General features: G+C 69.6%; 26 protein-coding genes. 18 read left to right on the forward strand and 8 right to left on the reverse strand.

The genetic code is table 11. The features are described 5' to 3' along the window. Nucleotides 1-11: 11 nt before the first annotated feature. From ACRSBM_RS30095 to ACRSBM_RS30105, 3 genes are read left to right on the forward strand one after another with little or no spacing between them, the layout of a single operon-like run. A complete protein-coding gene (locus ACRSBM_RS30095; protein ID WP_434448425.1) occupies nt 12-638 on the forward strand; it encodes a DUF3043 domain-containing protein in 627 nt (208 codons plus the stop codon). Further along, nucleotides 638-1270, forward strand: a complete 633-nt coding sequence (locus tag ACRSBM_RS30100) for a class I SAM-dependent methyltransferase (protein ID WP_434448427.1) — start codon at nt 638-640, stop codon at nt 1268-1270. The genes ACRSBM_RS30095 and ACRSBM_RS30100 overlap by 1 nt, the downstream gene beginning before the upstream one ends. Nucleotides 1271-1303: 33 nt before the next feature. Then, nucleotides 1304-2290, forward strand: a complete 987-nt coding sequence (locus ACRSBM_RS30105) for an aldo/keto reductase family protein (RefSeq protein WP_434448429.1) — start codon at nt 1304-1306, stop codon at nt 2288-2290. 2 nt (nt 2291-2292) lie between these two features. Here the strand turns inward: ACRSBM_RS30105 and ACRSBM_RS30110 are convergent, their stop codons facing one another. Further along, a complete protein-coding gene (locus ACRSBM_RS30110; RefSeq protein ID WP_434448431.1) occupies nt 2293-2493 on the reverse strand; it encodes a hypothetical protein in 201 nt (66 codons plus the stop codon). A gap of 16 nt (nt 2494-2509) precedes the next feature. On the opposite strand from ACRSBM_RS30110, the gene cobU reads away from it, so the two are divergent. Genes cobU through cobS form a run of 3 tightly spaced genes read left to right on the forward strand, consistent with a single transcriptional unit; the run spans nt 2510 to nt 4858 of the window. Continuing rightward, nucleotides 2510-3061, forward strand: coding sequence for a bifunctional adenosylcobinamide kinase/adenosylcobinamide-phosphate guanylyltransferase (gene cobU / locus ACRSBM_RS30115; protein WP_434448433.1), 552 nt, complete (start codon nt 2510-2512; stop codon nt 3059-3061). 8 nt (nt 3062-3069) lie between these two features. Further along, the gene (gene cobT, locus ACRSBM_RS30120) at nt 3070-4125 is read left to right on the forward strand and encodes a nicotinate-nucleotide--dimethylbenzimidazole phosphoribosyltransferase (protein WP_434448435.1); all 1056 of its coding nucleotides are present in this window, start codon (nt 3070-3072) and stop codon (nt 4123-4125) included. 13 nt (nt 4126-4138) lie between these two features. After that, a complete protein-coding gene (gene cobS / locus ACRSBM_RS30125) occupies nt 4139-4858 on the forward strand; it encodes an adenosylcobinamide-GDP ribazoletransferase (protein WP_434448437.1) in 720 nt (239 codons plus the stop codon). Here cobS and ACRSBM_RS30130 read toward each other — a convergent pair. After that, a complete protein-coding gene (locus ACRSBM_RS30130) occupies nt 4855-5946 on the reverse strand; it encodes a branched-chain amino acid aminotransferase (RefSeq protein ID WP_434448439.1) in 1092 nt (363 codons plus the stop codon). The genes cobS and ACRSBM_RS30130 overlap by 4 nt on opposite strands. A gap of 92 nt (nt 5947-6038) precedes the next feature. Between ACRSBM_RS30130 and ACRSBM_RS30135 the strand changes: the two genes are divergently transcribed. Continuing rightward, nucleotides 6039-6308 (forward strand): hypothetical protein, encoded by a 270-nt coding sequence (locus ACRSBM_RS30135; protein WP_434448441.1) that lies wholly within the window; start codon nt 6039-6041, stop codon nt 6306-6308. On the opposite strand, the gene ACRSBM_RS30140 is transcribed toward ACRSBM_RS30135, so the two are convergent. Beyond that, nucleotides 6247-7494 (reverse strand): amino acid permease, encoded by a 1248-nt coding sequence (locus tag ACRSBM_RS30140; RefSeq protein ID WP_434448442.1) that lies wholly within the window; start codon nt 7492-7494, stop codon nt 6247-6249. The two genes, ACRSBM_RS30135 and ACRSBM_RS30140, sit on opposite strands and share 62 nt — an antisense overlap. Nucleotides 7495-7692: 198 nt before the next feature. Here ACRSBM_RS30140 and ACRSBM_RS30145 point away from each other — a divergent pair, with 198 nt between their 5' ends. Further along, entirely contained in the window at nt 7693-9165 is a 1473-nt protein-coding gene (locus tag ACRSBM_RS30145; RefSeq protein ID WP_434448444.1) for a leucyl aminopeptidase, read from the forward strand. A gap of 68 nt (nt 9166-9233) precedes the next feature. On the opposite strand, the gene ACRSBM_RS30150 is transcribed toward ACRSBM_RS30145, so the two are convergent. Beyond that, nucleotides 9234-9821: a nucleotidyltransferase family protein gene (locus ACRSBM_RS30150; protein WP_434448446.1), complete on the reverse strand. Its 588-nt coding sequence runs from the start codon at nt 9819-9821 to the stop codon at nt 9234-9236. A 365-nt stretch (nt 9822-10186) separates the two neighbouring features. Here ACRSBM_RS30150 and ACRSBM_RS30155 point away from each other — a divergent pair, with 365 nt between their 5' ends. Both ACRSBM_RS30155 and ACRSBM_RS30160 read left to right on the forward strand, forming a co-directional pair. Beyond that, on the forward strand, nt 10187-10648 hold the full coding sequence (locus ACRSBM_RS30155; RefSeq protein WP_434448448.1) for an OsmC family protein: 462 nt from the start codon (nt 10187-10189) through the stop codon (nt 10646-10648). A gap of 46 nt (nt 10649-10694) precedes the next feature. Further along, a complete protein-coding gene (locus tag ACRSBM_RS30160) occupies nt 10695-11681 on the forward strand; it encodes a MerR family transcriptional regulator (RefSeq protein ID WP_434448450.1) in 987 nt (328 codons plus the stop codon). Between the two features lie 117 nt (nt 11682-11798). Here the strand turns inward: ACRSBM_RS30160 and ACRSBM_RS30165 are convergent, their stop codons facing one another. Continuing rightward, nucleotides 11799-12125 (reverse strand): oxidoreductase, encoded by a 327-nt coding sequence (locus ACRSBM_RS30165; protein WP_434448452.1) that lies wholly within the window; start codon nt 12123-12125, stop codon nt 11799-11801. Nucleotides 12126-12305: 180 nt separating this feature from the next. Here ACRSBM_RS30165 and lpdA point away from each other — a divergent pair, with 180 nt between their 5' ends. The 6 genes from lpdA to ACRSBM_RS30195 all read left to right on the forward strand — a co-directional run bounded on the left by lpdA (nt 12306) and on the right by ACRSBM_RS30195 (nt 18358). Next, nucleotides 12306-13694, forward strand: coding sequence for a dihydrolipoyl dehydrogenase (lpdA, locus tag ACRSBM_RS30170; RefSeq protein ID WP_434448454.1), 1389 nt, complete (start codon nt 12306-12308; stop codon nt 13692-13694). Nucleotides 13695-13744: 50 nt separating this feature from the next. Then, complete coding sequence (gene sucB / locus ACRSBM_RS30175) at nt 13745-15511, forward strand: 2-oxoglutarate dehydrogenase, E2 component, dihydrolipoamide succinyltransferase (protein WP_434448456.1); 1767 nt, start codon at nt 13745-13747, stop codon at nt 15509-15511. Between the two features lie 147 nt (nt 15512-15658). Further along, the gene (locus tag ACRSBM_RS30180) at nt 15659-16549 is read left to right on the forward strand and encodes a TIGR01777 family oxidoreductase (RefSeq protein WP_434448458.1); all 891 of its coding nucleotides are present in this window, start codon (nt 15659-15661) and stop codon (nt 16547-16549) included. Then, complete coding sequence (locus ACRSBM_RS30185; protein WP_434448460.1) at nt 16546-17124, forward strand: phosphatase PAP2 family protein; 579 nt, start codon at nt 16546-16548, stop codon at nt 17122-17124. Before ACRSBM_RS30180 ends, ACRSBM_RS30185 begins: the two co-directional genes overlap by 4 nt. Beyond that, entirely contained in the window at nt 17081-17821 is a 741-nt protein-coding gene (gene lipB, locus ACRSBM_RS30190; protein WP_434448461.1) for a lipoyl(octanoyl) transferase LipB, read from the forward strand. The genes ACRSBM_RS30185 and lipB overlap by 44 nt, the downstream gene beginning before the upstream one ends. Nucleotides 17822-17863: 42 nt before the next feature. Further along, the gene (locus ACRSBM_RS30195) at nt 17864-18358 is read left to right on the forward strand and encodes a hypothetical protein (protein ID WP_434448463.1); all 495 of its coding nucleotides are present in this window, start codon (nt 17864-17866) and stop codon (nt 18356-18358) included. A 19-nt stretch (nt 18359-18377) separates the two neighbouring features. Here the strand turns inward: ACRSBM_RS30195 and ACRSBM_RS30200 are convergent, their stop codons facing one another. The 3 genes from ACRSBM_RS30200 to ACRSBM_RS30210 are packed head-to-tail and all read right to left on the reverse strand — an operon-like array spanning nt 18378 to nt 20604. After that, nucleotides 18378-19307, reverse strand: coding sequence for an LLM class F420-dependent oxidoreductase (locus tag ACRSBM_RS30200; RefSeq protein ID WP_434448465.1), 930 nt, complete (start codon nt 19305-19307; stop codon nt 18378-18380). An 11-nt stretch (nt 19308-19318) separates the two neighbouring features. After that, nucleotides 19319-20317 (reverse strand): CaiB/BaiF CoA transferase family protein, encoded by a 999-nt coding sequence (locus tag ACRSBM_RS30205; protein WP_434453273.1) that lies wholly within the window; start codon nt 20315-20317, stop codon nt 19319-19321. Continuing rightward, on the reverse strand, nt 20314-20604 hold the full coding sequence (locus tag ACRSBM_RS30210; RefSeq protein ID WP_434448467.1) for an antibiotic biosynthesis monooxygenase family protein: 291 nt from the start codon (nt 20602-20604) through the stop codon (nt 20314-20316). The genes ACRSBM_RS30205 and ACRSBM_RS30210 overlap by 4 nt, the downstream gene beginning before the upstream one ends. Nucleotides 20605-20699: 95 nt before the next feature. Here ACRSBM_RS30210 and ACRSBM_RS30215 point away from each other — a divergent pair, with 95 nt between their 5' ends. Next, nucleotides 20700-21476, forward strand: a complete 777-nt coding sequence (locus tag ACRSBM_RS30215) for a cyclase family protein (RefSeq protein WP_030474582.1) — start codon at nt 20700-20702, stop codon at nt 21474-21476. Nucleotides 21477-21878: 402 nt separating this feature from the next. Beyond that, nucleotides 21879-23366, forward strand: a complete 1488-nt coding sequence (locus tag ACRSBM_RS30220; RefSeq protein WP_434448469.1) for an IS4 family transposase — start codon at nt 21879-21881, stop codon at nt 23364-23366. Nucleotides 23367-23601 lie beyond the last annotated feature (235 nt).

Here is a 23601-nt window from a genome sequence, read left to right on the forward strand (position 1 = left end):
ACCCTGGTGCCGTGAGGTTCCTGCGCCGCAATTCCGCCGACACCGAAGCCCCGGCCGCCGAGTCGACCGACGAGGGCGCCGAGTCCACCCGCAACGCGGGCAAGGGCAGGCCCACGCCGAAGCGGCGGGAAGCGCAGGGCAGGCGCTCCGGTCCGGTTCCGCCGCCGCCCCGTACGCAACGCGAGGCGTTCAAGCGCATGCGCGGCAACAAGGTGAGCAAGGAAGAACGCCGTGCCGCGGCCGTCGAGCGCCGTCAGCGCATGATGGCGGGCGACGACAAGTACCTGCTGCCGCGTGACCGCGGTCCGGTGAAGGCGTACATCCGCGACCTCGTGGACTCGCGCCGCAACCTCATGGGCCTGTTCATGCCGCTCGCGATCCTCGTGTTCGTGGCGCTGCTGACGCCGTCGCTGGCCGTGCAGCGGTACGCGACGCTGGCGACGACGTTCATGCTGATCGCGATGATCATCGAGGGCCTCGTGCTGGGCCGCCTCGTCACGCGCAGGGTGCGGGCGAAGTTCCCGACCGAGCCGATCAAGGGCATCTCGATCGGCTGGTACTCGTTCATCCGCGCGAGCCAGCTGCGTCGCCTGCGCGTGCCGAAGCCGCGCGTGAAGCCGGGCGAAGCCATCAAGTAGTGCGCGAGAAGCAGCGCAAGCTCCAGCTGCCGGAGAAGCTGCGGTGGAACCACAACGAGTGGTACCGCCGCTGGCTGCTCCGGCAGTTGCCGTCCGGGGCCGAGACGGCGCTGGACGTCGGCTGCGGCCTCGGTGACCTCGCGCGGTCGCTGCCGGCCCGCCAGGTCACCGCGATCGACGCCAGTGCGCGCATGATCGAACGCGCGAGGGCGACGAGCGCTCGGGTGAACTGGGTCCACGGCGACGTGCTCACCCACGAACTGGGCCGCTACGACGTCGTCACCGCCGAGGCGAGCATGCACCACCTCCCGTTGCGCGAGGGCCTGGCACGACTCGCCGCGCTGACGAAGCCGGGCGGGCTGCTGATCGTCGTCGGGCTGTACCTGACGTCGACGCGGGCGGATTACGCGATGGAGCTCGTGACGTTGCCCGCGAACGCGATCGTCGGACTGGTGAAGGCCGCCAACGGCACCGGCGGCAAGCCCCACGACACCGAGATGCCGATGGTGATGACCGCGCCGACGTTGCCGGAGATCCGCGCGGCAGCGGCGGAGGTCGTGCCCGGCGCACGCGTCCGACGACATTTGTTCTGGCGGTACTCGCTGGTCTGGCGCGCGCCCGAAGTTCATTAGCAGGACGAACGATTTCGGTTTAAGCTCCGATGTATGAAGTTCCGTCGTCTCGGCCGCAGCGGCCTGAACATCAGTGAGATCTCGTACGGGAACTGGCTCACCCACGGGTCCCAGGTCGAGGAGGACCAGGCCCACGCCTGCGTGAAGGCGGCACTCGAGTCGGGGATCACGACCTTCGACACAGCCGACGTCTACGCCAACACCGCCGCGGAATCGGTGCTCGGCCGGGCGCTCAAGGGCGAGCGGCGCGAGTCGCTCGAGATCCTGACCAAGGTCTACTGGCCGACCGGTCCCGGCGGCCCCAACGACCGCGGACTCGGCCGCAAGCACATCATGGAGTCGGCCAACGCGTCGCTCAAGCGCCTGCAGACCGACTACGTCGACCTCTACCAGGCCCACCGGTTCGACCACAGCGTGCCGCTCGAGGAGACGATGCTGGCGTTCGCCGACCTCGTCCGCCAGGGCAAGGTCCTGTACGTCGGTGTCTCCGAGTGGACCGCCGAGCAGATCACCCAGGGTGCCGCGCTGGCCCGTGAGCTGCGGGTTCCGTTCGTGTCACACCAGCCGCAGTACTCGATGCTGTGGCGGGTCATCGAACCGCAGGTCGTCCCGGCGTGCGAGCGCGAGGGCATCAGCCAGATCGTCTTCTCCCCCATCGCGCAGGGCATCCTGACCGGCAAGTACCTGCCGGGCGCCGACGTGCCGGAGGGGTCACGGCTGGCCGACGCCCGCGGCTCGCAGATGATCGCGCGCTGGATGCGGGACGACGTGCTCAACGCCGTTCAGCGGCTCAAGCCGATCGCCGAGGGAGTCGGCGTCACGCTGGCGCAGCTCGCCGTGGCGTGGGTGCTGAAGAACCCGAACGTCGCCTCCGCGATCATCGGTGCGTCGCGTCCGGAGCAGGTCTTCGAGAACGTCAAGGCCATCGACGTCGAGCTCGACGACGACGTGCTCAAGCAGATCGACGACGTCCTCGAGGGCGTCGTCACCGACGACCCGAGGCTCACCGCCCAGGGCTGAAACTACTGAACCGGGTACAGGCTCATCGGGCCGTACACCTCGGATTCCGAGCGCAGCAGCGTGACCTGTTCGACCCCGGCGTCGAGCAGGTCACGCCACTGGGCGCTGAACCACTCCTCGGCCTCGGTCTGGTCCGCGAACATCACATCCGGGCCCGCGACGTCGCGTCCGTGTGCATCCTGGTAACGCCAGCGGTATTCCATGGACGAAGGCTAACTCTTGTCATCTCGGACGCTTGTGCTCGGCGGAGCGCGTTCAGGCAAGTCAGCGCACGCGGAAGGCCTGCTCACGGAGGCCACCGTGACCTATGTCGCAACCGCCCGCCGCTACCCCGACGACGCCGACTGGGACGCACGGATCGCGCTGCACGTCGCGCGGCGTCCGTCCACGTGGCACACGGTCGAGGCCTCGGCGCCGTCGGACCTGCCCGCGTTGCTCACCGCGACCTCCTACGACGACCCGCCGATCCTGGTCGACGACCTGTCGACGTGGCTGGTCGGCGTGCTCGACGACGCCGAAGCCTGGGAGGGCCCGAGCGAGGGTCCCGCGGCGGACGTGGTCGAACGCGACGTCGACGCTCTCGTGCGTTCGGTCGCCACCTGCCGCACGCGGCTCGTGCTGGTGACCGCGGAGGTCGGCCTCGGCGTCATTCCCTCGACGCGCTCAGGCAGACTCTTCCGCGATCACCTCGGTGCGCTCAACGCGCGCGTCGCCGAGGTCTGCGACGAGGTCACCCTGCTCGTCGCCGGCATTCCACTGAAACTGCGTTAGGAGCGACAGTGAGCACCGAGTTCCCGCCGGTTGAACCGCCGGACGAGGCCGTTCTGCGCGAGGCCGAGGCCCGGCACGCGGTGCTGACCAAGCCGGTCGGCTCGCTCGGCCGGCTCGAGGAGCTGGGCAACTGGATCGCGGCCTGCCAGGGCGTCGTGCCGCCGAAGCCGTTCGTGCGGCCGCGCGTCGTCGTGTTCGCGGGCGACCACGGCATCACCGCGCAGGGCGTGTCGGCGTTCCCGAGCGAGGTGACCGGCCAGATGGTCGCGAACTTCCTGACCGGCGGCGCCGCGGTCAACGTGCTCGCGCAGGTCGCGGGCGCCACGGTGCGCGTGGTCGACATGGCGGTCGACGCGGACACCCCCGCGGCGGTCAGCCAGCACAAGGTGCGGCGCTCGTCCGGGTCGATCGACCGCGAGGACGCGCTCACCCGCGAGCAGTGCGAGCTCGCGATCGCGGCCGGCCGGGCGGTGGCCGACGAGGAGATCGACGCGGGCGCCGACGTGCTGGTCGCCGGTGACATGGGCATCGGCAACACGACGCCGGCCGCCGTGTTGATCGCGTCGCTGACCGGGTCCGAGCCCGTCGTGGTCGTCGGGCGCGGCACCGGCATCGACGACCAGGCGTGGATGCGCAAGACGGCGGCGATCCGGGACGCGCTGCGCCGGGCCCGCCTCGTGATCAGCGACCCGGTCGCGTTGCTCGCCACGGCCGGTGGCGCCGACCTCGCCGCGATGGCCGGGTTCCTGGCGCAGGCGGCGCTGCGGCGGACTCCCGTGGTGCTCGACGGCGTCGTCGTCGGTGCGGCCGCGGTCGTCGCCGAGGAACTGGCGCCGGGTGCGCGCGAGTGGTGGGTGGCCGGGCACCAGTCCGCGGAGCCCGCGCACGCGATCGCGCTCGGGCACCTGAACCTGAAGCCGCTGCTCGAGTTCGAGATGCGGCTCGGCGAGGGCTCCGGTGCGGTGGCGGCGCTGCCGTTGCTGATCTCGGCGGTGAAGGTGCTCGCGGAGATGGCGACGTTCGAGAGCGCCGGCATCACGAACCGAGAAGATACGACTGCGTGAAGCTGGCCCCGCCTTGAAACTGGCCCTGCCCTTGAAACTGGCGCTGTCCTGGCTGACCGTCTTGCCGCTCCGGGTCGACGACGTCGATCGCAAGGCGGCAGGGCGAGCCATCACCACCACGCCCGTCGTCGGGTTCGTGCTCGGCGCGTTCGTCGTCGGCGTGCTTGAACTGCTGGCGATATCCAATATATCGGGGCTGGTGGCCGGGTTCCTGGTCGTCGGCGTCGTCGCCCTCGCCACCCGCGGCATGCACCTGGACGGGCTGGCCGACGTCGCCGACGGGCTCGGCTGCTACGGGCCGCCGGAGCGGGCGCTCGAGGTCATGAAGGACGGCGGCGCCGGGCCGTTCGGTGTCGTCTCGCTGATCGTGGTGCTGGGTGCGCAGGCCGCCGCGCTCCCCGAGACCGACTGGAAGGTCGTCCTGCTGGCGTTCGCGACGAGCAGGGCCGCGTTCGGCATCTGTTGTATGCGTGGCGTGCCTGCTGCACGGCCTGAAGGGCTCGGTGCTCTCGTTGCGGGCACACAGCATCCAGGGATCGTCATCGGCACGTGGGCCGTGCTCGCTCTCGCGGCGGTTCCGATCGGCATCAGCGCCGTCGTCGGAGTCGTCGTCGCGGGCACGCTCGTGTGGCTGCTGGTGAGACACACCGGAAAGCGTTTCGGCGGCATCACCGGTGATGTGCTCGGTGCTGCCGCCGAAATCGCGCTTCTGGCCGTGCTGGTGATCGCCTAGCGGTGCAGGACGGTCATCCAGCCGTGGGAGTCGGCGACGTGGCCGTGCTGCAGGCCGGTCAGGCGCTCGCGCAGCTTCGCCGTCACCGAACCGGTGCCGCCGCCGGCGATGTCGAACTCGCCACCGGCGTGCTTGACGTGGCCGACCGGCGTGATGACCGCCGCGGTGCCACAGGCGAAGACCTCGGTGAGCTCACCGGAGGCGTTGGCCTTCTCCCACTCTTCGGTCGAGATCCGCCGCTGCTCCACGGACAGGCCGAGATCGGCGGCCAGCTCCAGCAGCGAGCTCCGGGTGATGCCGGGCAGCAGGGTGCCGGTCAGCTCCGGGGTGACGACCTTGTCGCCGAAGACGAAGAACAGGTTCATGCCGCCCATCTCCTCGACCCAGCGGCGTTCGACCGCGTCGAGCCAGACGACCTGGTCGCAGCCCTTCTCGGCGGCCTGTGCCTGCGCCACCAGGGACGCGGCGTAGTTGCCGGCGAACTTGGCGGCACCGGTGCCACCGGGAGCGGCGCGGACGTACTCGGTCGAGAGCCACACGCTCACCGGGCGGACGCCGCCCGGGAAGTAGGAGCCGGCGGGAGAGGCGATCAGCACGTAGAGGTACTCGGACGCGGGTCGCACGCCGAGGCCCTTCTCCGTGGAGATCATGAACGGCCGGAGGTAGAGGGACTCCTCCGCCGCGGAGGGCACCCAGCGGTTGTCCACCGCGAGGATCTGCCGCACCGACTCGAGGAAGAGCTCGTCGGGGAGTTCGGGCATCGCCATGCGGCGGGCCGAGGCACGGAAGCGCTCGGCGTTGGCCGCGGGGCGGAAGGACGCGATCGAACCGTCGGGCTGCCGGTAGGCCTTGAGCCCTTCGAAGATCGCCTGGCCGTAGTGCAGCACCATTGCCGCGGGGTCCAGTGCGAGGGTGGAGTACGGGCCGACTTCAGCGTCGTGCCAGCCCTTCTCGCGGTTCCAGCGGATCGTCACCATGTGGTCGGTGAAGTGCTGCCCGAAGCCCGGCTTGGCAAGTACCTCCGCTACGCGCTCCGGGGTCGCCGGGTGCGGGTGGGGAGTCCGGGTGAAAGGCAACTCGCTCGTCATGTGTGCACGGTAACCCGCAGGTGGGGATAGGGAAAATCGTCTTCCCAAAACTCGGACATCCTACTAAGTCGGACTCTATAGAGTCCCGGGCCATGACCACGGAAGAAGGATCTTCGACGGGTGCCGACGTCCGTACCGTGCTGCAGGCGGCGCTGCTGGTTCTGGGGACCGGAATGACCCTGCTGGACGGCTGGGTGATCGGGGGTGTGGGCGGTGTCGTGGGCGCGGTGTTCGCAGCCGCGATCTTCCTCGCCTGCTACGCGGCGATCGCCAAGGAGAAGCCGTCGAACAACGGCCGCGTCATCGGGCTTGCGGTGTGCGTCGCCCTGACTCTTCTCGTTTTCCTCTCAGTGACGCTCTGATCGACGCCGTCCAGCCGATGAGCCCGGTGCCGGCGCCCAGCCCCGCGATCGAGATCAGCAGCGCGGGCACCGGCATGCTCATCGCGAGCAACACCGAGAGCCCGAGTCCGAGACAGGCCGTGCGCATGGGCCACGTGCGGTCGTTCTGCAGCAGGACTCGAGCCGACGCGTTCGTGAAGGCGTAGTAGAACAGCGTCGAGCACGCCGCGACGCCCAGCGCCATCCCGATCGGCATGAGCACGACGGCGAGCACGGCAGCGACGACCACGACGAGCGACAGCGCACCGGGCTTGAGGCGCGTCGGCAGGTCGCCGTCCTCGACCAGTCCGGTGAGCGTGCGGTGCGCGGACGCCAGCACGAAGTGCAGCGCGGCCACTCCGGCCACCGCCGCGGCGATCTGCACGAGCGGCACCAGCGCGGCCGAGTCCGCCGCGACGAGCGCGTCACGCAGCGGGGCGGGCGATAACGCGAGGCGCGCGCTGCCCAGCTGGCGGAGCACTCCGGCGCCCACGGCCAGGTAGACCGCGAACGACAGTCCGATGAGGATCGGGATCGCGAACTTCAGCACCGACGGCGAGTGCGGCTGCTCACCGCGGTCCGGGGCGGTGATGCGTTCGAAGCCCGCGAACGCCATGAACATCAGGCCCGCGACGCCGACGAGCTCGTTGACGGTGCCGGCCTCCCCCGCCGACGGCACGGGTGCGATCGAGAAGCTCGACGCGACCACGAGCGCCAGCACGCCGAGGACGACCAGCGACACCAGCACGCTCACCCCCGTGGTGAAGCGGAACCCGGCCGCGCCGAGCAACGCCGTCGCCACGACGAGGGCGAGCGCGCCGATCATCGGCTGGTCCGGCACCACGTACGCGCCGAACATCGACGCCACGACCGCCGCCATGGCGCACCGCCCGAGGAGGTGGGCGCTCGCCGTCATCCTCGCGGGCCACACGCCGAGCTGCGCACGTACGTATCCGTAACCACCGCCGATGTCCGGGTAGGAGCGGGACTGGTCGGCGGTCGAGAAGGCGGAGCACAGGGCGGCCAACGCGGACAGGGCCAGCGCCGGGAGCACCCACCAGCCCGCAAGGCTTGCGGCTGGGGCGAATCCGGCGAAGACCCCCGCTCCGAGCACCGCGGGAAGACCGAGCGCGACCGTGGTGACGATCTCGCGAGGCGTGTGGGTCACGGGTACACGTTCTCAGATGCGGCAACCGGCCGTAACCACCCGGTCGACTGATACGCGAAACGGGCGAATCGCAACTGTGAGCAACTGTGAACGTCACGGATTGCGGCGAACGTGGCGGGGCTGGGCATTAGTGGGACTGTCCGACCTTTAGCATGGGTCACGATCCCGAGCCCCGCACGCACAACCCTGGAGCAGCACGTGACAGCCCCGAAGCTGGCCCTCACCGAGGGTGACCTGAGCACCACCGCCGCGGACGCAGTCGTCGTGGGCACCCTGCAGGGTGCGGACGGTCTGGAGCTCGCCCCCGGTGCCGACGCTGTCGCCGCCGCGTTCGACGGCGCGCTGCTCGACGTGCTGGGCACCCTGCGTGCGTCCGGCAAGGCCGACGAGCTCGTGAAGGTGCCGACGTTCGGCAAGATCGCCGCTCCGCTCGTCCTGGCCGTCGGCCTCGGCAAGTCCGCCGGTGAGGAGGAGGTGCGCCGCGCGTCCGGTGTCGCCGCCCGCGCGCTGGCCGGCAAGAAGCGCGCGATCAACACGCTCGCCGCCCTGCACGTCGGTGCGGCGGCCGAGGGCACGCTGCTCGGCGCCTACTCGTTCACCGAGTACAAGTCCGACAAGGGCGAGGCCGCGGTCACCAAGGTCGACCTGCACGCCGCCGGTTCCAAGGAGAACAAGGCCGCGCTGAAGGCCGCCGTCGCGATCGCCGAGTCCGTCGCCATCGCGCGTGACTTCGTCAACACGCCGCCGAACGACCTCTACCCCGGCTCGTTCGCCGACCGCGCCGCGAAGCTCGCCACCGCGGCCGGCCTCGACGTCGAGGTGCTCGACGAGAAGGCGCTGAAGAAGCAGGGCTTCGGCGGCATCCTGGGTGTCGGCGGCGGTTCGACGCGCCAGCCGCGCCTCGTGCGCATCTCCTACAAGGGCGCCAAGGCCACCAAGAAGGTCGCGCTCGTCGGCAAGGGCATCACGTTCGACACCGGCGGCATCTCGATCAAGCCGGCCGCGAACATGGACGAGATGACCTCCGACATGTCCGGTGCCGCCGCGATCGTCGCGACCATGGTGCTCGCCGCGAAGCTCAAGTACCCGCTGGAGATCATCGCGTCGATCCCGATGGCGGAGAACATGCCGTCCGGCGACGCGTACCGCCCCGGCGACGTGCTGACCATGTACGGCGGCAAGACCGTCGAGGTGCTCAACACCGACGCCGAGGGCCGCCTGATCCTGTCCGACGCCATCGTGCGCGCGTGCGAGGACGGCCCGGACTACCTGATCGAGACCGCGACGCTGACCGGCGCGCAGGTCGTCGCCCTGGGCAAGCGCACCTCGGGCGTCATGGGCTCCGACGAGTTCCGCGACCGCGTCGCCGCCATCGGCACCGCCGTCGGCGAGTCGGCGTGGGCGATGCCGCTGCCCGAGGAGCTGCGCGCGGACCTCGACTCGCGCCTGGCGGACCTCGCGAACGTCACCGGCCACCGCTGGGGCGGCATGCTCGCGGCGGGCCTGTTCCTGCGCGAGTTCGTCGCCGAGGGCGTGCAGTGGGCGCACATCGACATCGCGGGCCCGGCGTTCCACACCGGTGGCCCGTACGGGTACACCTCGAAGGGCGGCACCGGTGTTCCGGTGCGGACCATCGCGGCCGTGCTCGCGGACATCGCGGCCAACGGCTGAGTTCTTTCTGCGGTGCGGGCGGGAGATCCTCCGGGGTCTCCCGCCCGTTCTGCTTTCCGGGTCACCTTTCAGGGCGGGAGCACGGTGAGCGCCGGCCACTGCCGGCGCCAGCGGGACGTCTTGGTCTCGTAGACGTGGCGAGGCGCCTGCACCGGGTTCGGGCGCACGACGAGGTTGAAGACGTCGGACAGGCCGTGTGGCGCGTAGACGTGCCACCGTCCGTCGCGGTCGACGCGGACGCCGACGCAGCACGTGGTCGCGGCGAACGAGTCGATCGCGGCTTCGGTGGACGAGTGGGGCGGGCAGGGGACGCCGAACTTCTGCTCGTACCAGAGGTGGACGCGGGCCTCGTTGCGGATCTCGACGGGCGCTCCGGCGAACCGCGTCCGGCCTGCCTGGATGACGGCGTCCTCGGCCTCCCAGGACAGGTCGGAGGCGTCGAAGTAGAAGAGGTCGTAGTCCACGATTCCGTCGGCGGCGGGGTGGCCGGTGACGACGTTCCACACCGTCTGGACCACGCACCCGGCGGTCAGGTACCAGCCCGGCAGGTCCAGCTCGGCCGCCTCCGTGAGGACGTCGGTCAGCACGGTGTTGTGACTCAGCACTTCTCGCAAGGCCTCGATCTGTTCGTCGACGGGCAATCTCCCGAGTTCCATGTCCGTGCCCCCATTTCTCGTTGATTCCACAGCTTGGTTTGCAGGCGAAAGAAATCCTGCCGGAATACGGAACTGCCGTGCTTCCGAAATGCTCCCGGAACCGGCGGCCGACGCGGAGAAGAAGTCTCCCGGCCGGCCCGCCACCGCTTCGCCGGCCCGCTCGCGACGGCGCGGCCGACGGTGCCGTCGCGGCCTTTGCAACGAGTCTTTTGCGGACGAAGTCCAAAGAGTCGTTGCTAGGGTGCAGGTCAGGCGGCGCGGCGGAACTGATATATCGGGCGAACGGTCGCGGACGGGTGCGGCCGAACGGAGACGCGTGTCTCAGCGGGCTAGGTCCCCAGGCCCGCCCGGAGGAGTATTTCCATATGGGGACGCATCACTACGAGGCCGATGTCATTTGGACCGGGAACACCGGAAACGGGACTTCCGGATACAAGTCCTACGAGCGCGCGCACGAGATTCGAATCGACGGCAAGGAGAGGATCCTCGGGTCGTCCGATCCGTCGTTCCGGGGTGACCGCAGCCGGTACAACCCCGAGGAACTGCTTGTCGCGTCGCTTTCGCAATGCCACATGCTCTGGTTCCTGCATTTGGCGTCGGTCAACGGCGTCGTCGTCACCGAGTACCGCGACCACGCGACCGGCACGATGGCCGAGCATCCCGACGGGTCCGGGCGGATGACCGAGGTGGTGCTCCACCCCATCGTCACCGTCGCCGATCCCGGCACCAGGGAGACGGCGCAGGCGTTGCACGAGAAGGCGCACTCGATGTGCTTCATCGCGGCGAGCGTCAACTTCCCCGTGCGGCACGAACCGACCGTTGCATGAAATGGGGCTTGAGTCTCAAGCTGCTTGAGACCACAGGGTGGTTGCCATGACCAAGCAGCAGCTCTACCCCATCGGGGACGTCGCGCGCCGCACCGGACTGAGTGTGAGCGCCATCCGGTTCTACGCGGACGAGGGTGTCGTTCCGCCCACCAGCCACACCGACGGCGGTTATCGGCTCTACGACGTCGAGGCCGTCGCACGGCTGGAACTCGTGCGGACCCTGCGTGATCTCGGCGCGAGCGTGGAGGACGTGCGCAGGTTGTTGTCCGACGAGACCTCGTTGCACGACCTCGCCAGCACTCACCTCGTGATCGTCGAACGGCAGTTGCGGCATCTGAAGGCGCGGCGGGCCGTGTTGCGGACCGTCGTCCGCCAGGGCAGCAGCGCCCAGCAGGTGGCGCTGATGCACGAGCTCGTCTCAATGTCCGATGAGGACCGTGAACAGCTGCTCGACCGGTTCTGGAACGAGGTCACCGACGGGCTCACCGTGCACCCGGCGTTCGTCGAGCACCTGCACCGCATGCGGCCCGCGCTGCCAGAGGAGCCCACCACCGAGCAGTTGCAGGCGTGGATCGAGCTCGCGGACCTGGTGCGGGACGCGGACTTCCGCACCGAGGTGCGCGAGTACTTCCACGCCGGCTTCGCCTCGCCGAAGGCGCTCACCGTGACGTCGCCGGAGGTGATGGCGCGCATGGAGGCGCATCGGCTGATCGAGGTCGAGGCGTGGGAGGCGGAGCGGTCCGGAGTGGAGCCGGACTCACCGCGGGGGCGCGAGATCGCCGGGCGGTTGCTCGCCTCGCTCGCCGGGCTCACCGCGGAGGTGACCGGAGCAGCGCCGGACCTGGGTGAGCTGAAGCGGTCGATGATCGAACCCGACCCGGTCGTCGAAGAGCACGCCCAGCAAGCCGTCGCGCGGTTCACCGGCGTGCTGGAGCGCTACACGTCCCTGATGGAGACGATCAACGGGACGCCCGACGAGGTCGGCACCGGCGCGAGCGAGCCGTGGATCGCCGCCGCGGTGGCGGCGCTCTGAACTCCCGCCGGAGACCTCCGTGCCGAAGGGGTCCGCGAATACCGACGGCTGATCGGATCGCCGCCCAACGGAACAGATGCGCGGCGGAGTGACCGACAGAGCGTCCGGCGAGGCGCTCTAGCCGTTGCCGAGTTTCTTCTGGCGCGCGGTGTAGTCGCGCATGCGCTTGGGGTAGCCGACGATGCCGGCGTCGTAGATCGGCATGCCGAGCTTGCGGGCGAACGATCGCGCGGCGTCCGGGGAGGCGACGCGGCGGCGGGTCCACTCGCCGTCGTGAGCGACGAGGACCACAGTGGTTTCGGTCACCGTGGTCTTCGGCTCCACGTAGGCCTCGACGCCCTGGCGGCTCTTCGTCCACTGCTCGAGGTGGCTCGTGTCCTGGTTGGAAGCGGTCCGCAGCACACCTGGGCGTGGCTTCCTGCGGAAACGGTCGAACAGCCCCATCGAGCACCTCCTGTGCTTGCCTCCACCATCGTGCCAGGAAAGGGTGTTATGAGTAGGTGAATGATCAGGATCGTGACGTGGTGTCCCATGCCGGATCACCGCGCTCCGGCAACTAGTGACAAGATGGCCGCGTACCTCGCGCGCACCCGCGCGTAGTAAGTAATCCCGAGGAGATCCGAAGTGACTTCGCCGGAACTGGAGTCGGCCACCAACGCCGATCTTGTCATCCTCGGCGGCGGTTCAGGTGGCTACGCCTGCGCGTTCCGCGCGGCCGAGCTCGGCCTGTCCGTCGTCCTGGTCGAGAAGGACAAGCTCGGTGGCACCTGCCTGCACCGCGGCTGCATCCCGACCAAGGCGCTGCTGCACGCGGCCGAGGTCGCGGACAACGCGCGTGAAGGCGACCAGTTCGGTGTGAAGTCCTCGCTCGAGGGCATCGACATCGCCGGCGTCAACTCGTACAAGGACGGCGTGATCTCGCGGCTCTACAAGGGTCTGCAGGGTCTCGCGAAGGCCAACAAGGTCACCCTGGTCGAGGGCGCGGGCACGTTCGTCGGCCCGAACACCGTCGAGGTGAACGGCCGGCGCTACACCGGCAAGAACGTGGTGCTCGCGACGGGCTCGTACGCCCGCAGCCTGCCCGGTCTGGAGATCGGCGGCCGGGTCATCACCAGCGACCAGGCGCTCAACCTGGACTTCATCCCGGAGAAGGTCGTCGTCCTGGGTGGCGGCGTCATCGGCGTGGAGTTCGCGAGCGTGTGGCGTTCGTTCGGCGCCGACGTGACCATCGTCGAGGCCCTCCCCCGCCTGGTCCCCGCCGAGGACGAGTACGCGTCCAAGCAGCTCGAGCGCGCCTTCCGCAAGCGCGGCATCAAGTTCAAGACCGGCGTCAAGTTCACCGGCGCCACGCAGTCCGACTCGGGCGTGTCGATCACGCTGGAGAACGGCGACGTCCTCGACGCCGACCTGCTGCTCGTCGCGGTCGGCCGCGGCCCGAACAGCGCGGGCCACGGCTACGAGGAGGCCGGGATCACGATCGACCGCGGCTTCGTCGTCACCGACGACCGGCTGCGCACGAACCTGCCGAACGTCTACGCCGTCGGCGACATCGTGCCGGGCCTGCAGCTCGCGCACCGCGGTTTCCAGCAGGGCATCTTCGTGGCCGAGGAGATCGCGGGCCAGAACCCGAAGGTGATCGACGAGGCGGGCATCCCGCGCGTCACGTACTGCAAGCCCGAGGTCGCCTCCGTCGGTCTCACCGAGGCCGCGGCCAAGGAGAAGTACGGCTCGGCCGAGGTGTTCATCTACGACCTCGCGGGCAACGGCAAGAGCCAGATCCTCAAGACCGCGGGCGGCGTGAAGCTCGTCAAGGCCCCCGACGGCCCGGTCGTCGGCGTCACCATGGTCGGCGAGCGCGTCGGCGAACTCATCGGTGAGGCCCAGCTGATCTACAGCTGGGAGGCTTACCCGGAGGACGTGGCTCCGCTGATCCACGCCCACCCGACCCAGACTGAAGCCCTCGGCGAGGCGTTCCTCGCCCTGGCCGGCAAGCCGCTGCACGTGCACGGCTGACCGTTCCCCATCCAAGTCAGCCACACGAGAGCACGAGGAGTCAGCGAACAATGGCCTTCTCCGTCCAGATGCCCGCACTCGGTGAGAGTGTCACCGAGGGCACGGTCACCCGGTGGTTGAAGCAGGAAGGCGACCGGGTGGAGGTGGACGAGCCGTTGCTCGAGGTGTCCACCGACAAGGTCGACACCGAGATCCCGTCCCCGGCGGCCGGCGTCCTGCAGAAGATCGTCGCGCAGGAGGACGACACCGTCGAGGTCGGCGGTGAGCTCGCGGTCATCGGTGACGGTGACGGCGGTTCCGCCGCGCCCGCCCCGGCCCAGGAGTCCGCGCCCCAGGAGCAGGCGCAGCCCGAGCCGCAGCAGACCCAGCCGTCCGCGCAGCCCTCCGAGGCCGCTCAGGAAGCCGCTCCCGCGCCGGCGCCGGCCCAGTCCGGTGGTTCGGCGCAGGGCACCGACGTCACGATGCCGGCGCTCGGCGAGTCCGTCACCGAGGGCACCGTGACCCGCTGGCTCAAGCAGGTCGGCGACAGCGTCGAGGTCGACGAGCCGCTGCTCGAGGTCTCGACCGACAAGGTCGACACCGAGATCCCGTCGCCGGTCGCGGGCACGCTGCTCGAGATCACCGCCGGTGAGGACGAGACCGTCGACGTCGGCGGCAAGCTCGCCGTCATCGGTTCGGGCAGCCCGGCCCAGTCGGCGCCCGCGCCGGAGACCAAGCCCGCACCGCAGCAGTCCGCTCCGGCTCCCGCGCCGCAGCAGTCCGCTCCGGCACCGGCTCCGCAGCAGCCCGCCCCGGCCCAGCAGCAGGCGCCGGCTCCGGCCCCGCAGGCCGCTCCCGCGCCCGCCGCCGCTCCTTCGGGCGACGACGCGAACGGCACGCCGTACGTCACTCCGCTCGTGCGCAAGCTCGCGTCGGAGAACGGCATCGACCTGGGCTCGCTCAAGGGCACCGGCGTCGGCGGCCGCATCCGCAAGCAGGACGTGCTCGCCGCGGTCGAGGCCAAGAAGGCCCCGGCTCCCGCGCCCGCCGCCGCTGCTCCGGCTGCCGCTCCCGCCTCTCGCACCTCGGCTCCGGCCGCGGTCGACAACTCGGGCAAGCGCGGCACCGTGCAGAAGCTCCCGCGTCTGCGTCAGATCGTCGCGCAGCGCACGCGTGAGTCGCTGCAGATGTCGGCCCAGCTCACCCAGGTGTTCGAGGTCGACGTCACCAAGATCGCCCGCCTGCGCAACCAGGCGAAGAAGGCGTTCGAGGCTCGTGAGGGCGCGAAGCTCACGTTCCTGCCGTTCTTCGCCAAGGCCGCCATCGAGGCCCTCAAGGCCCACCCGGTGCTCAACGCGTCGATCGACGAGGAGCGCAAGGAGGTCACCTACCACGGTGCCGAGCACCTCGGTATGGCGATCGACACGGAGCGCGGCCTGCTCAACGCCGTGATCCACAACGCCGGTGACCTGAACCTGTCGGGCATCGCCCACAAGATCGGCGACCTGGCGACCCGCGCCCGCTCGAACAAGCTCACCCCGGACGAGCTCACGGGTGGCACGTTCTCGCTGACCAACCTGGGCAGCAACGGCGCGCTGTTCGACACCCCGATCATCCAGCAGCCGCAGGTCGGCATCCTGGGCGTCGGCGTGGTCAAGAAGCGCGCGGTCGTCATGACCGACGAGAACGGCGACGACACCATCGCGATCCGTTCGATGATGTACCTCGCGCTCACCTACGACCACCGCCTGGTCGACGGTGCGGACGCGGGCCGCTTCCTCACGACGGTCAAGAACCGTCTCGAGGAGGGTGCGTTCGAGGCCGACCTCGGTCTCTGAGCGCAGGCTGATATCCGATATATCGGGTATCTCCGAAGAGTGACCTGAAGGCCACCCCGGTTTGCCGGGGTGGCCTTCAGCACATCCTGGCTCCTGTGTGCGGTGTAGTGCTGTGCAGGTGATGTCACAGTGGGGAACGATCTAGGTATGCGAGTCGTCATCGCGGGATCGTCGGGCCTGATCGGAACGAGCCTGGTGGCGCACATGCGCGCCGCCGGTCATGAGGTGCTGCGGCTGGTGCGCCGCAAGGCCGCCGCCCCCGACGAACGCGGCTGGGACCCGTACGCCGGGCGCATCGACGACGGCACGTTCGACGACGTCGACGCCGTCATCAACCTGTGCGGTGCGGGCATCGGCGACAAGCGGTGGGACGACGCGCGCAAGCAGGTGCTGCACGACAGTCGCGTCGTGCCGGCCGAGGTGCTGTCGGCGGCGGTCGTCGAGCACGGGGTGCCGGCGCTCGTGAACTCGTCGGGTGCCCACTTCTACGGCGACACCGGCTCGCGCCTCGCGGACGAGGACGCGCCGGGCGGCCACACGTTCATGTCGCGGCTGACCCAGGACTGGGAGGCGGCGACGTCCGTGGCCCAGGAAGGCGGCGTGCGTGTCGTATTAATGCGCACCGCTGTCGTCATCTCGCCGTCCGGCGGTGTGTTCGGCCGGCTGAAGCCCCTCTTCCAGTTCTTCCTGGGCGGCAAGCTCGGGTCCGGGGAGCAGTTCTTCCCGTGGGTGTCGCTGGACGACGTCGTGTCCGCCTACCGGTTCGTCGTCGAGCACGAGGACATCCGCGGGCCGGTGAACGTCGCCGGGCCCACGCCGGTGACGAACGCCGAGTTCACCAAGGCGGTCGGGGCGGCGCTGAACCGGCCGACGCCGTGGGCGGTGCCCGCGTTCGCGCTGAGGACGTTGCTCGGCGGTGAGATGGCTCAGGAACTGCTGCTGAGCGGACCGGGCCTGACGCCGAAAGTGCTCGAACGCCACGGGTTCCAGTTCATGCACCCGGCACTTCCGGTCGCGCTGAACGCGGCGGTCGCATGACGCGGGCGGCCGCCGCCGTTCTGGTGATCTCGTGGATCCTCCTGGGACTGCCCGAGACGACCGGGCTCGACATGTGGGTGCACGACTCGTTGCCGCGCCCGGAGTGGCTGCGGGCGACGGCGTTCGCCGTGAGCCTGGTGATGGGGCCGACCCTCGGGTGGGCGTTCGCGGCGGTGTTGTTCGTGCTGGCCTGGCGGCGGCGCGATCCACAGTTGTGGAAGGCGTTGCTACTGCACGGGCTGTGCTGCGCGACCTTGCTCACGAGGTTCCTGTTCGACCGGGCGAGGCCCGTCGAGTACCACCTGCCGAGCTACCCGAGCGGGCACACGGTCGCGGTCGCGTCGGTCGGTTTCACAATGGTCGTCCTGCTGAAACGCGGCGTGCTGTGGGCGGTGCTCGCGGTGCTGGTCGCCGGGTTCGCCAGGGTCGTGCTCGAGATGCACTGGGTCACCGACGTCGTCGGCGCGGTGCTGGGTGTGACGGGCGCTGGGCTTTTGGCCGCCATGGTGCTGGGGTTGGTAACGTCGGGTCGTGAACTCGTGCCGCACCTCGTCAGACCCCGTCGTCATCCGTGAGCTGGGGCTCATCGAATACATGGCGGCGTGGGACCTGCAGAAGGAGATCGCCGAGGCACGCGCCGCCAGTGGTGGTATCAGTAGCGGCCCGGACACCCTCCTGCTGCTCGAACACCCGCCCGTCTACACCTGCGGCCGGCGCACCCTCGACGAGGAGCGCCCGCGCGGTGGGGACACCCCGGTCATCGACGTCGACCGCGGCGGCAAGATCACCTGGCACGGCCCCGGCCAGCTGGTCGGCTACCCGATCGTCAAGCTCGCCGATCCGATCGACGTCGTGGAGTACGTGCGGCGGGTCGAGCAGGGCCTGATCGACGTGTGCGACCGGCTCGGCGTGCACACCGGCCGGGTCGAGGGCCGCAGCGGCGTGTGGATCCCCGCCGACGACCGGGGTCCGGAGCGCAAGGTCGCCGCCATCGGCATCCGCGTGCAGCGGGGCGTGACCATGCACGGCTTCGAGATCAACTGCAACGCGAGCCTCGACGCGTTCGGCGACATCATCCCGTGCGGCATCAAGGACGCGGGCGTCGCTTCGCTGTCGCACGAGCTCGGCCGGGACGTCACGGTCGCCGAGGTGCTGCCACTCGCCCGTGACGCTGTGCTCGCGGCGCTGGACGGAACGCTCCCCCTGACGGACCGCACGTTGACCCGCACCGGACCCGTTGCTCCGGGTATCACCTTCGCTAGCATTCCGTAGCCCTGCGGCGGGGAACCGCGGGATTCCGGAGGAGGGTGCGTCGTGAGGTTGTCCCGACGCCAGTTGTTCACGGCTGCCGGTCTGACGGCGCTGGCAGGTGGAATCACGTCGAACGGGGCGGTGGCGGCGGCCGCTCCCGTGCGCACGTGGAGTGGCGAGATCCAGGTCGGCGAGTGGGAGCGGTACTACCTCGGGCTGGACGGCGGGGCGCACCAGAAGGCGCTCGGCGCGCTGGGCATCGCGCACCGCGACGGGGTGCGGGCCGACGAGCAGTACCTGATGGTGCCGGTCGAGTCCGTCCGCCGGGCGGCACTGGAGTTCGGCGACCACGCGGCCGCCGACGTGTTGCGCGACCGCTTCGGCCTCGACTCGCCGTCGATGCTGGGACGGGGGCTGAAGGTGGTTCTGGGGCAGAACGGGCTCGAGAAGCGCTACCTCGACGACCCTGGACTGCAGCTGCGATATATCGGATATCGGCGGCGGTATGCGAACCAAGTGCTGCCCATGCCGGCGGCGGTTCGCCGAGCGCTCGCCTGATATCCGATATATCAACTGGTCAGAGCTGCGGGGCGACGTCCGCCGCGATCTCGGTGATGTGGTCGAGGTCGGCGAGGTCCAGGGTCTGCAGGTAGACACGCTGGATGCCGGTCGCCTCGCGCCACGCGCCGATGCGGTCGACGACCTCGGCCGGGGTGCCGGCGAGACCGTTCTCCCTGAGCTCGCCGACCTCGCGGCCGATCGCGGCGGCACGGCGGGCGACGTCGGCGTCGGTGCGGCCGACGCACGCGACGAGCGCGACCGAGCGGATGATCTCCTTCGGGTCGCGGCCGATCTCCTCGCACGCGGCGTCGACCCGCGCGTACTGCTCGACGGCGGCGTCGATGCCGACGAACGGCAGGTTGAACTCGGTGGCGTAGGAGGCGGCGAGGGCCGGGGTGCGCTTGGCGCCCATGCCGCCGATCAGCAGCGGGACGCGCTCCTGCGCGGGCTTGGGCAGCGCGGGCGACTCGGTCAGCGTGTAGTGCTTGCCCTCGAACGAGAACGTGCCACCGACCGGGGTCTCCCACAGGCCGGTGATGATCGCGACCTGTTCCTCGTAGCGCTCGAAGCGCTCGCCCAGCGCGGGGAACGGGATGCCGTACGCGGTGTGCTCGGCCTCGTACCAGCCGGCGCCGATGCCGAACTCGACCCGGCCGCCGGACATCTGGTCGACCTGGGCGACGCTGATGGCGAGCGGTCCGGGGTGGCGGAACGTCGCGGCGGTCATCAGTGTGCCCAGGCGGATCGTCGAGGTGTCGCGAGCCAGACCGGCGAACGTGATCCACGGGTCGGTCGGGCCGGGCAGGCCGTCGGCCGAGCCCATGCTGAGGTAGTGGTCGGAGCGGAAGAAGGCGCCGTATCCGGCGTCCTCGGCCGTCCGCGCCACGCGGAGCAGGTCGTCGTAGCTCGCCCCCTGCTGGGGCTCGGTGAAGATGCGCAGTTCCACGAAGACCGAATCTAGTCGCTGGAAAAGCGCGGCGCAGGGACGGCGGCGCCGTCCGGGGTGAACACGCCGCGTGCTACGAGGTGCGGGTGCGACGAAGCCTCGTCGAGTGTCAGCACCGGGGTCACGCAGGCGTCGGTGGAGGCGAACACCTCCGACCACTCGTCGCGGGTCCGGCTCAGGAACGCCTCGGCGAACGTCTTGCGCAGCAACGGCCAGCCATCCCGGTCCAGCTGCTCGGGCAGATCAGCCGCGTCCAGCCCCAGTCCGGCCAGCAGCAACGCGTAGAACTGCGGCTCCAGCGACCCCACGGCGACGGACCGGCCGTCCGCGCACTCGTAGATCGAGTAGAACGGGCACCCGCCGTCGAGCAGGTTCGCCTCCGGCACGTCCTCCCACACCGACTGCGCCCTCATCGACCAGATCATCTGCGCCAGCGACGCCACCCCGTCGACGATCGCCGCGTCGACGACCTGGCCCCGCCCGGTGCGCTGGCGTTCCCACAACGCCGCCAGCACGCCCAGCACCAGGTAGAGCGAGCCGCCGCCGAAGTCGCCGACCAGGTTCAGCGGCGGCTTGCCGATCGCGTGCAGCACACCGGTCAGCGACAGGTAGTTGATGTCGTGCCCGGCGCGTTGCGCCAGCGGCCCGTCCTGGCCCCAGCCCGTCATCCGCGCGTAGATCAGGCCGGGGTTGACCGCCAGGCAGTCGGAGGGTCCCAGGCCGACCCGTTCCAGCACGCCGGGGCGGAAGCCCTCGATCACCACGTCGGCCGACGAGATCAGCTCCAGGACCGCGGCACGGCCGTCGGCGGACTTCAGGTCCGCCGACACGCAACGCCTGCCGCGCAACAGGAAGTCGCGGGAGGCGTCCGGCACCACGGACAGCCCGCCGGACGGACGCTCGACGCGCGTGACCTCCGCGCCGAGGTCCGCGAGCAGCATCGCGCCGTGCGGACCGGGCCCGATGCCGCCGAACTCGACGACCTTCAAGCCCTCCAGCGGACCCATCAGGCCTCGAACGACAGGCGCGGCGCGAAGATCGCGCCGGTGGACTCGGCCAGGCCGCGCATCGCCTTGGCGTGGTTGCCGAAGTCCGGGTGCGCCAGCGCGGCGCGCAGGGCGTCGGCGCTCTCCCACAACGCGATGTTGATGTAGGAGGCCGGGTCGTCGAGCTGGCGCGACAGCGTGTACTTGATCAGGCCGGGCTGTTCCCTCAGGAAGGCCGCGGTCTCGTCGAAGGCCTTCTCGAACTCCTCGGGGTCACCGGTGAGCGTGAAGCGGTTGACGAAGGTGATCATGCCAGGCACTCCCTACGGAAACGGTGTCAGCTGACGAAAACCATGCACACCGCGTCTTGAGACGTGCTCAAGGAACGCCCGCCAGGCTCGGTTCCATGCGCATCATCGATCTGTCTTCCCACATTGACGCATCCGCGTACGAAGCGGACCCGGTGACGCACGAGGTGCTCACGGCCGCCCAGGGTGCCGAACACATGGCCGAGCAGCTCAAGGCGCGGCTCGGCATCGAGTTCGACGTCTCCGTGCTGCGGGACTCCGAGTTCCTCACGCTGGACCGGATCAGCCTCACCTCCCACACCGGCACGCACGTCGACGCCCCGTCGCACTACGGCTCGAAGACCACGTACGGCAACGGGATCCCGCGCCACATCGACGAGATGCCGCTCGAGTGGTTCCACAACCCCGGCGTGAAGCTCGACGTCCGCGGCCACGGCACGGGCGTCATCGGCGTCGAGGTGCTGGAGAAGGAGTTCGCCCGCATCGGCTACACGCCGAAGCCGATGGACATCGTCATCCTCGACACCGGCGCCGCCGAGCACGCGGGCACCCAGACCTACTTCACCGACTACACCGGACTCGACGGTCCCGCCACGAACTTCCTGCTGGACCTGGGGGTCAAGGTGATCGCCACCGACGCGTTCAGCCTCGACGCGCCGTTCCCGGACATCGTGAAGCGCTACCTGGCGACGAAGGACGAGAGCGTGCTGTGGCCCGCGCACTTCGCCGGCCGCGACCGCGAGTACTGCCAGATCGAGCGGCTGGCGAACCTGGACGCGTTGCCGGACTTCGGTTTCACCGTCGTCGCGTTCCCGGTCAAGATCAAGGGCGCCGGCGCGGGCTGGACCCGCGCGGTCGCCCTGCTCGACGACTAGGGCCTGTATCGAAGTCCCGTTCGATGAGAGTCGCGCCTGAGGTGGTTTCTGGTGGTGCGGCCGGATGGCCCGCATACCGGTGTTGTATGTGGGCCATCCGGCCGTGCCGCCAGGGGCCGCCTCAGGCCCGGCTATCGCGGACATGGACTTCGATACAGGCCCTAGTGGTGTGGCTCGGACGTTGCCGGGCGAATTCGCGGTCAGACGGGTGCATCGTGGTGCCGCCCCCACGTCTTCGTACTGGCAATGCCTGGAACTTAAGGCTGGGTGGCGGAGGGCGTTGATCACGGTTCGGCTGTGATCAGTGTGGCTGCCTGAACAGGCAACGAGGCTCCGGCTAGGACTGGTGATTGTCGAAGTCAGCAGTCTGGGCCAGGAGCCTCGTTGTCTGTTCATGCTGTCATGCCCTCAGGGTGGTCCTCGCCGGTGGGGCGGTTGTTGTCCCGGTCCGCGCTAGGCCTGTTGTCGTGTGTCCTGCCACCGGCGTTGGTCGATGAGGCATTGGCGGTGTCGGGCCGCGACGAGCGACGGTTCCGGGCGTTGCCATCGCGGCTGGGCGTGTACTTCGTGCTCGCGTTATGCCTGCTGCGCACCAAGTCGGCAGCCACAACGATCAAGGCGATGTTCCCGCTCGACGGTCTGGTCCGGTTATCGGTGCGGGGTTGGCGGCTGCCGTCGAGCACGGCGTTGACCGCGCTGCGGGACCGGATCGGCGTGGTGCCGTTTCAACTGTTGTTCGGCGCGCTTGTCCAGGCGATACCGGCCCCAGTCCGACCGTGGTCGCATGCGTTCGGGTTGCTGGTGTGTGCCTGGGACGGCACCGAGATCGAGCTGGCCGACACCACCGCCAACCGCGAGCACTTCCCGCCCCATCAACGCAAAGGCGTCTTCCACGGACTGCCCAAGACACGGGTTCTGGTGCTGCTGGCCTGCGGCGGACGCCGTCTGCTGGGTGCGGCCACCGGGCGGGTCGCCCGCAGCGAGAGATTCCTGGCCGGGCAGCTCATCGAGCGGCTGCGCGCCGGGATGCTGCTGCTGGCCGACCGCGGCTTTCTCAGCCACGCGTTGTGGACCGCGTGCCGGGCCCGCGGCACGCATCTGTTGTGGCGGGCCAAGCTGGACAAGCCGATTCTGCCGGTGCGGCAGGCACTGCCGGACGGATCGTGGCTGTCCGTGCTCCACGACCCCGACGACGCCCGCAACTGGCGGCGCAACGTGCGCCGCAACAAGCAACACGGACACCGCCCGCCCACGCCCCGTCCGATCAAGGGCATCGTGGTGCGGGTGGTCGAGGCGCTGATCACCGTCACCGCCGACGGCGAGACCCGCACCGAGAAATACCGGCTGGTCACCAGCCTGCTCGACCCCGCCACCGCCCCCGCGGACCAGCTGGTGGCCCTCTACGCCCGCCGGTGGGCCGCCGAGACCGGCATCGGCGAGATCAAAACCGTGCTGCTGGCCAAGCGAGCACTACGCGGCCAGACCCCGATCCGCGCCCAGCAAGAACTATGGGCCACCCTGGTCGTCCACCAGGCCATCCGGCTACTGATCGGCCACGCCGCACTCACCCACGACCTGGACCCGTCCCGGATCTCCTTCACCGCCGCCCGTGACACCGTCGAGCACGCGATCACTACCACGCCCGCCGACGCCGCCAGACACCTCGCCTGGGCAGCACACGACCTGAGCCGGCAGCTGGTCACCGTCCACACCCACCACCGGATCTTCCCCCGCGCGCTCAAGAACACCTACGCGCGATACCCGTGGCGCGGGAAGACCCGGCAGCTGACCAGCAACAACGCCAGCTACCAGATCCAGGTACTCCCCACAACGACTTCAACAACAGCTACCACGCACCCGCCAACCTCAAGCAGCCCCAGAACCGCTTAAGTTCCAGGCATTGCTCGTACTGGTTGTACGGGGGCGTGGGAGCGGTGCCGCGAGGCGCCCTGCTGAGCGTGAATTACCGAGCCAACGGTCCGAGCCACGCCACTAGCTCTCAAGTGAGAGCTGAATCACCATACCTACCGTGAAAGGTATGGATAACAACGAAATATGGCCACCGGAGAACGAAGACCACATCGTCCGCGGGATCGACTGAGCACCGCCAAAGGGCCGCCCTCAC

Source organism: Lentzea xerophila (assembly GCF_051094245.1).
GTDB classification, from domain to species: domain Bacteria; phylum Actinomycetota; class Actinomycetes; order Mycobacteriales; family Pseudonocardiaceae; genus Lentzea; species Lentzea xerophila.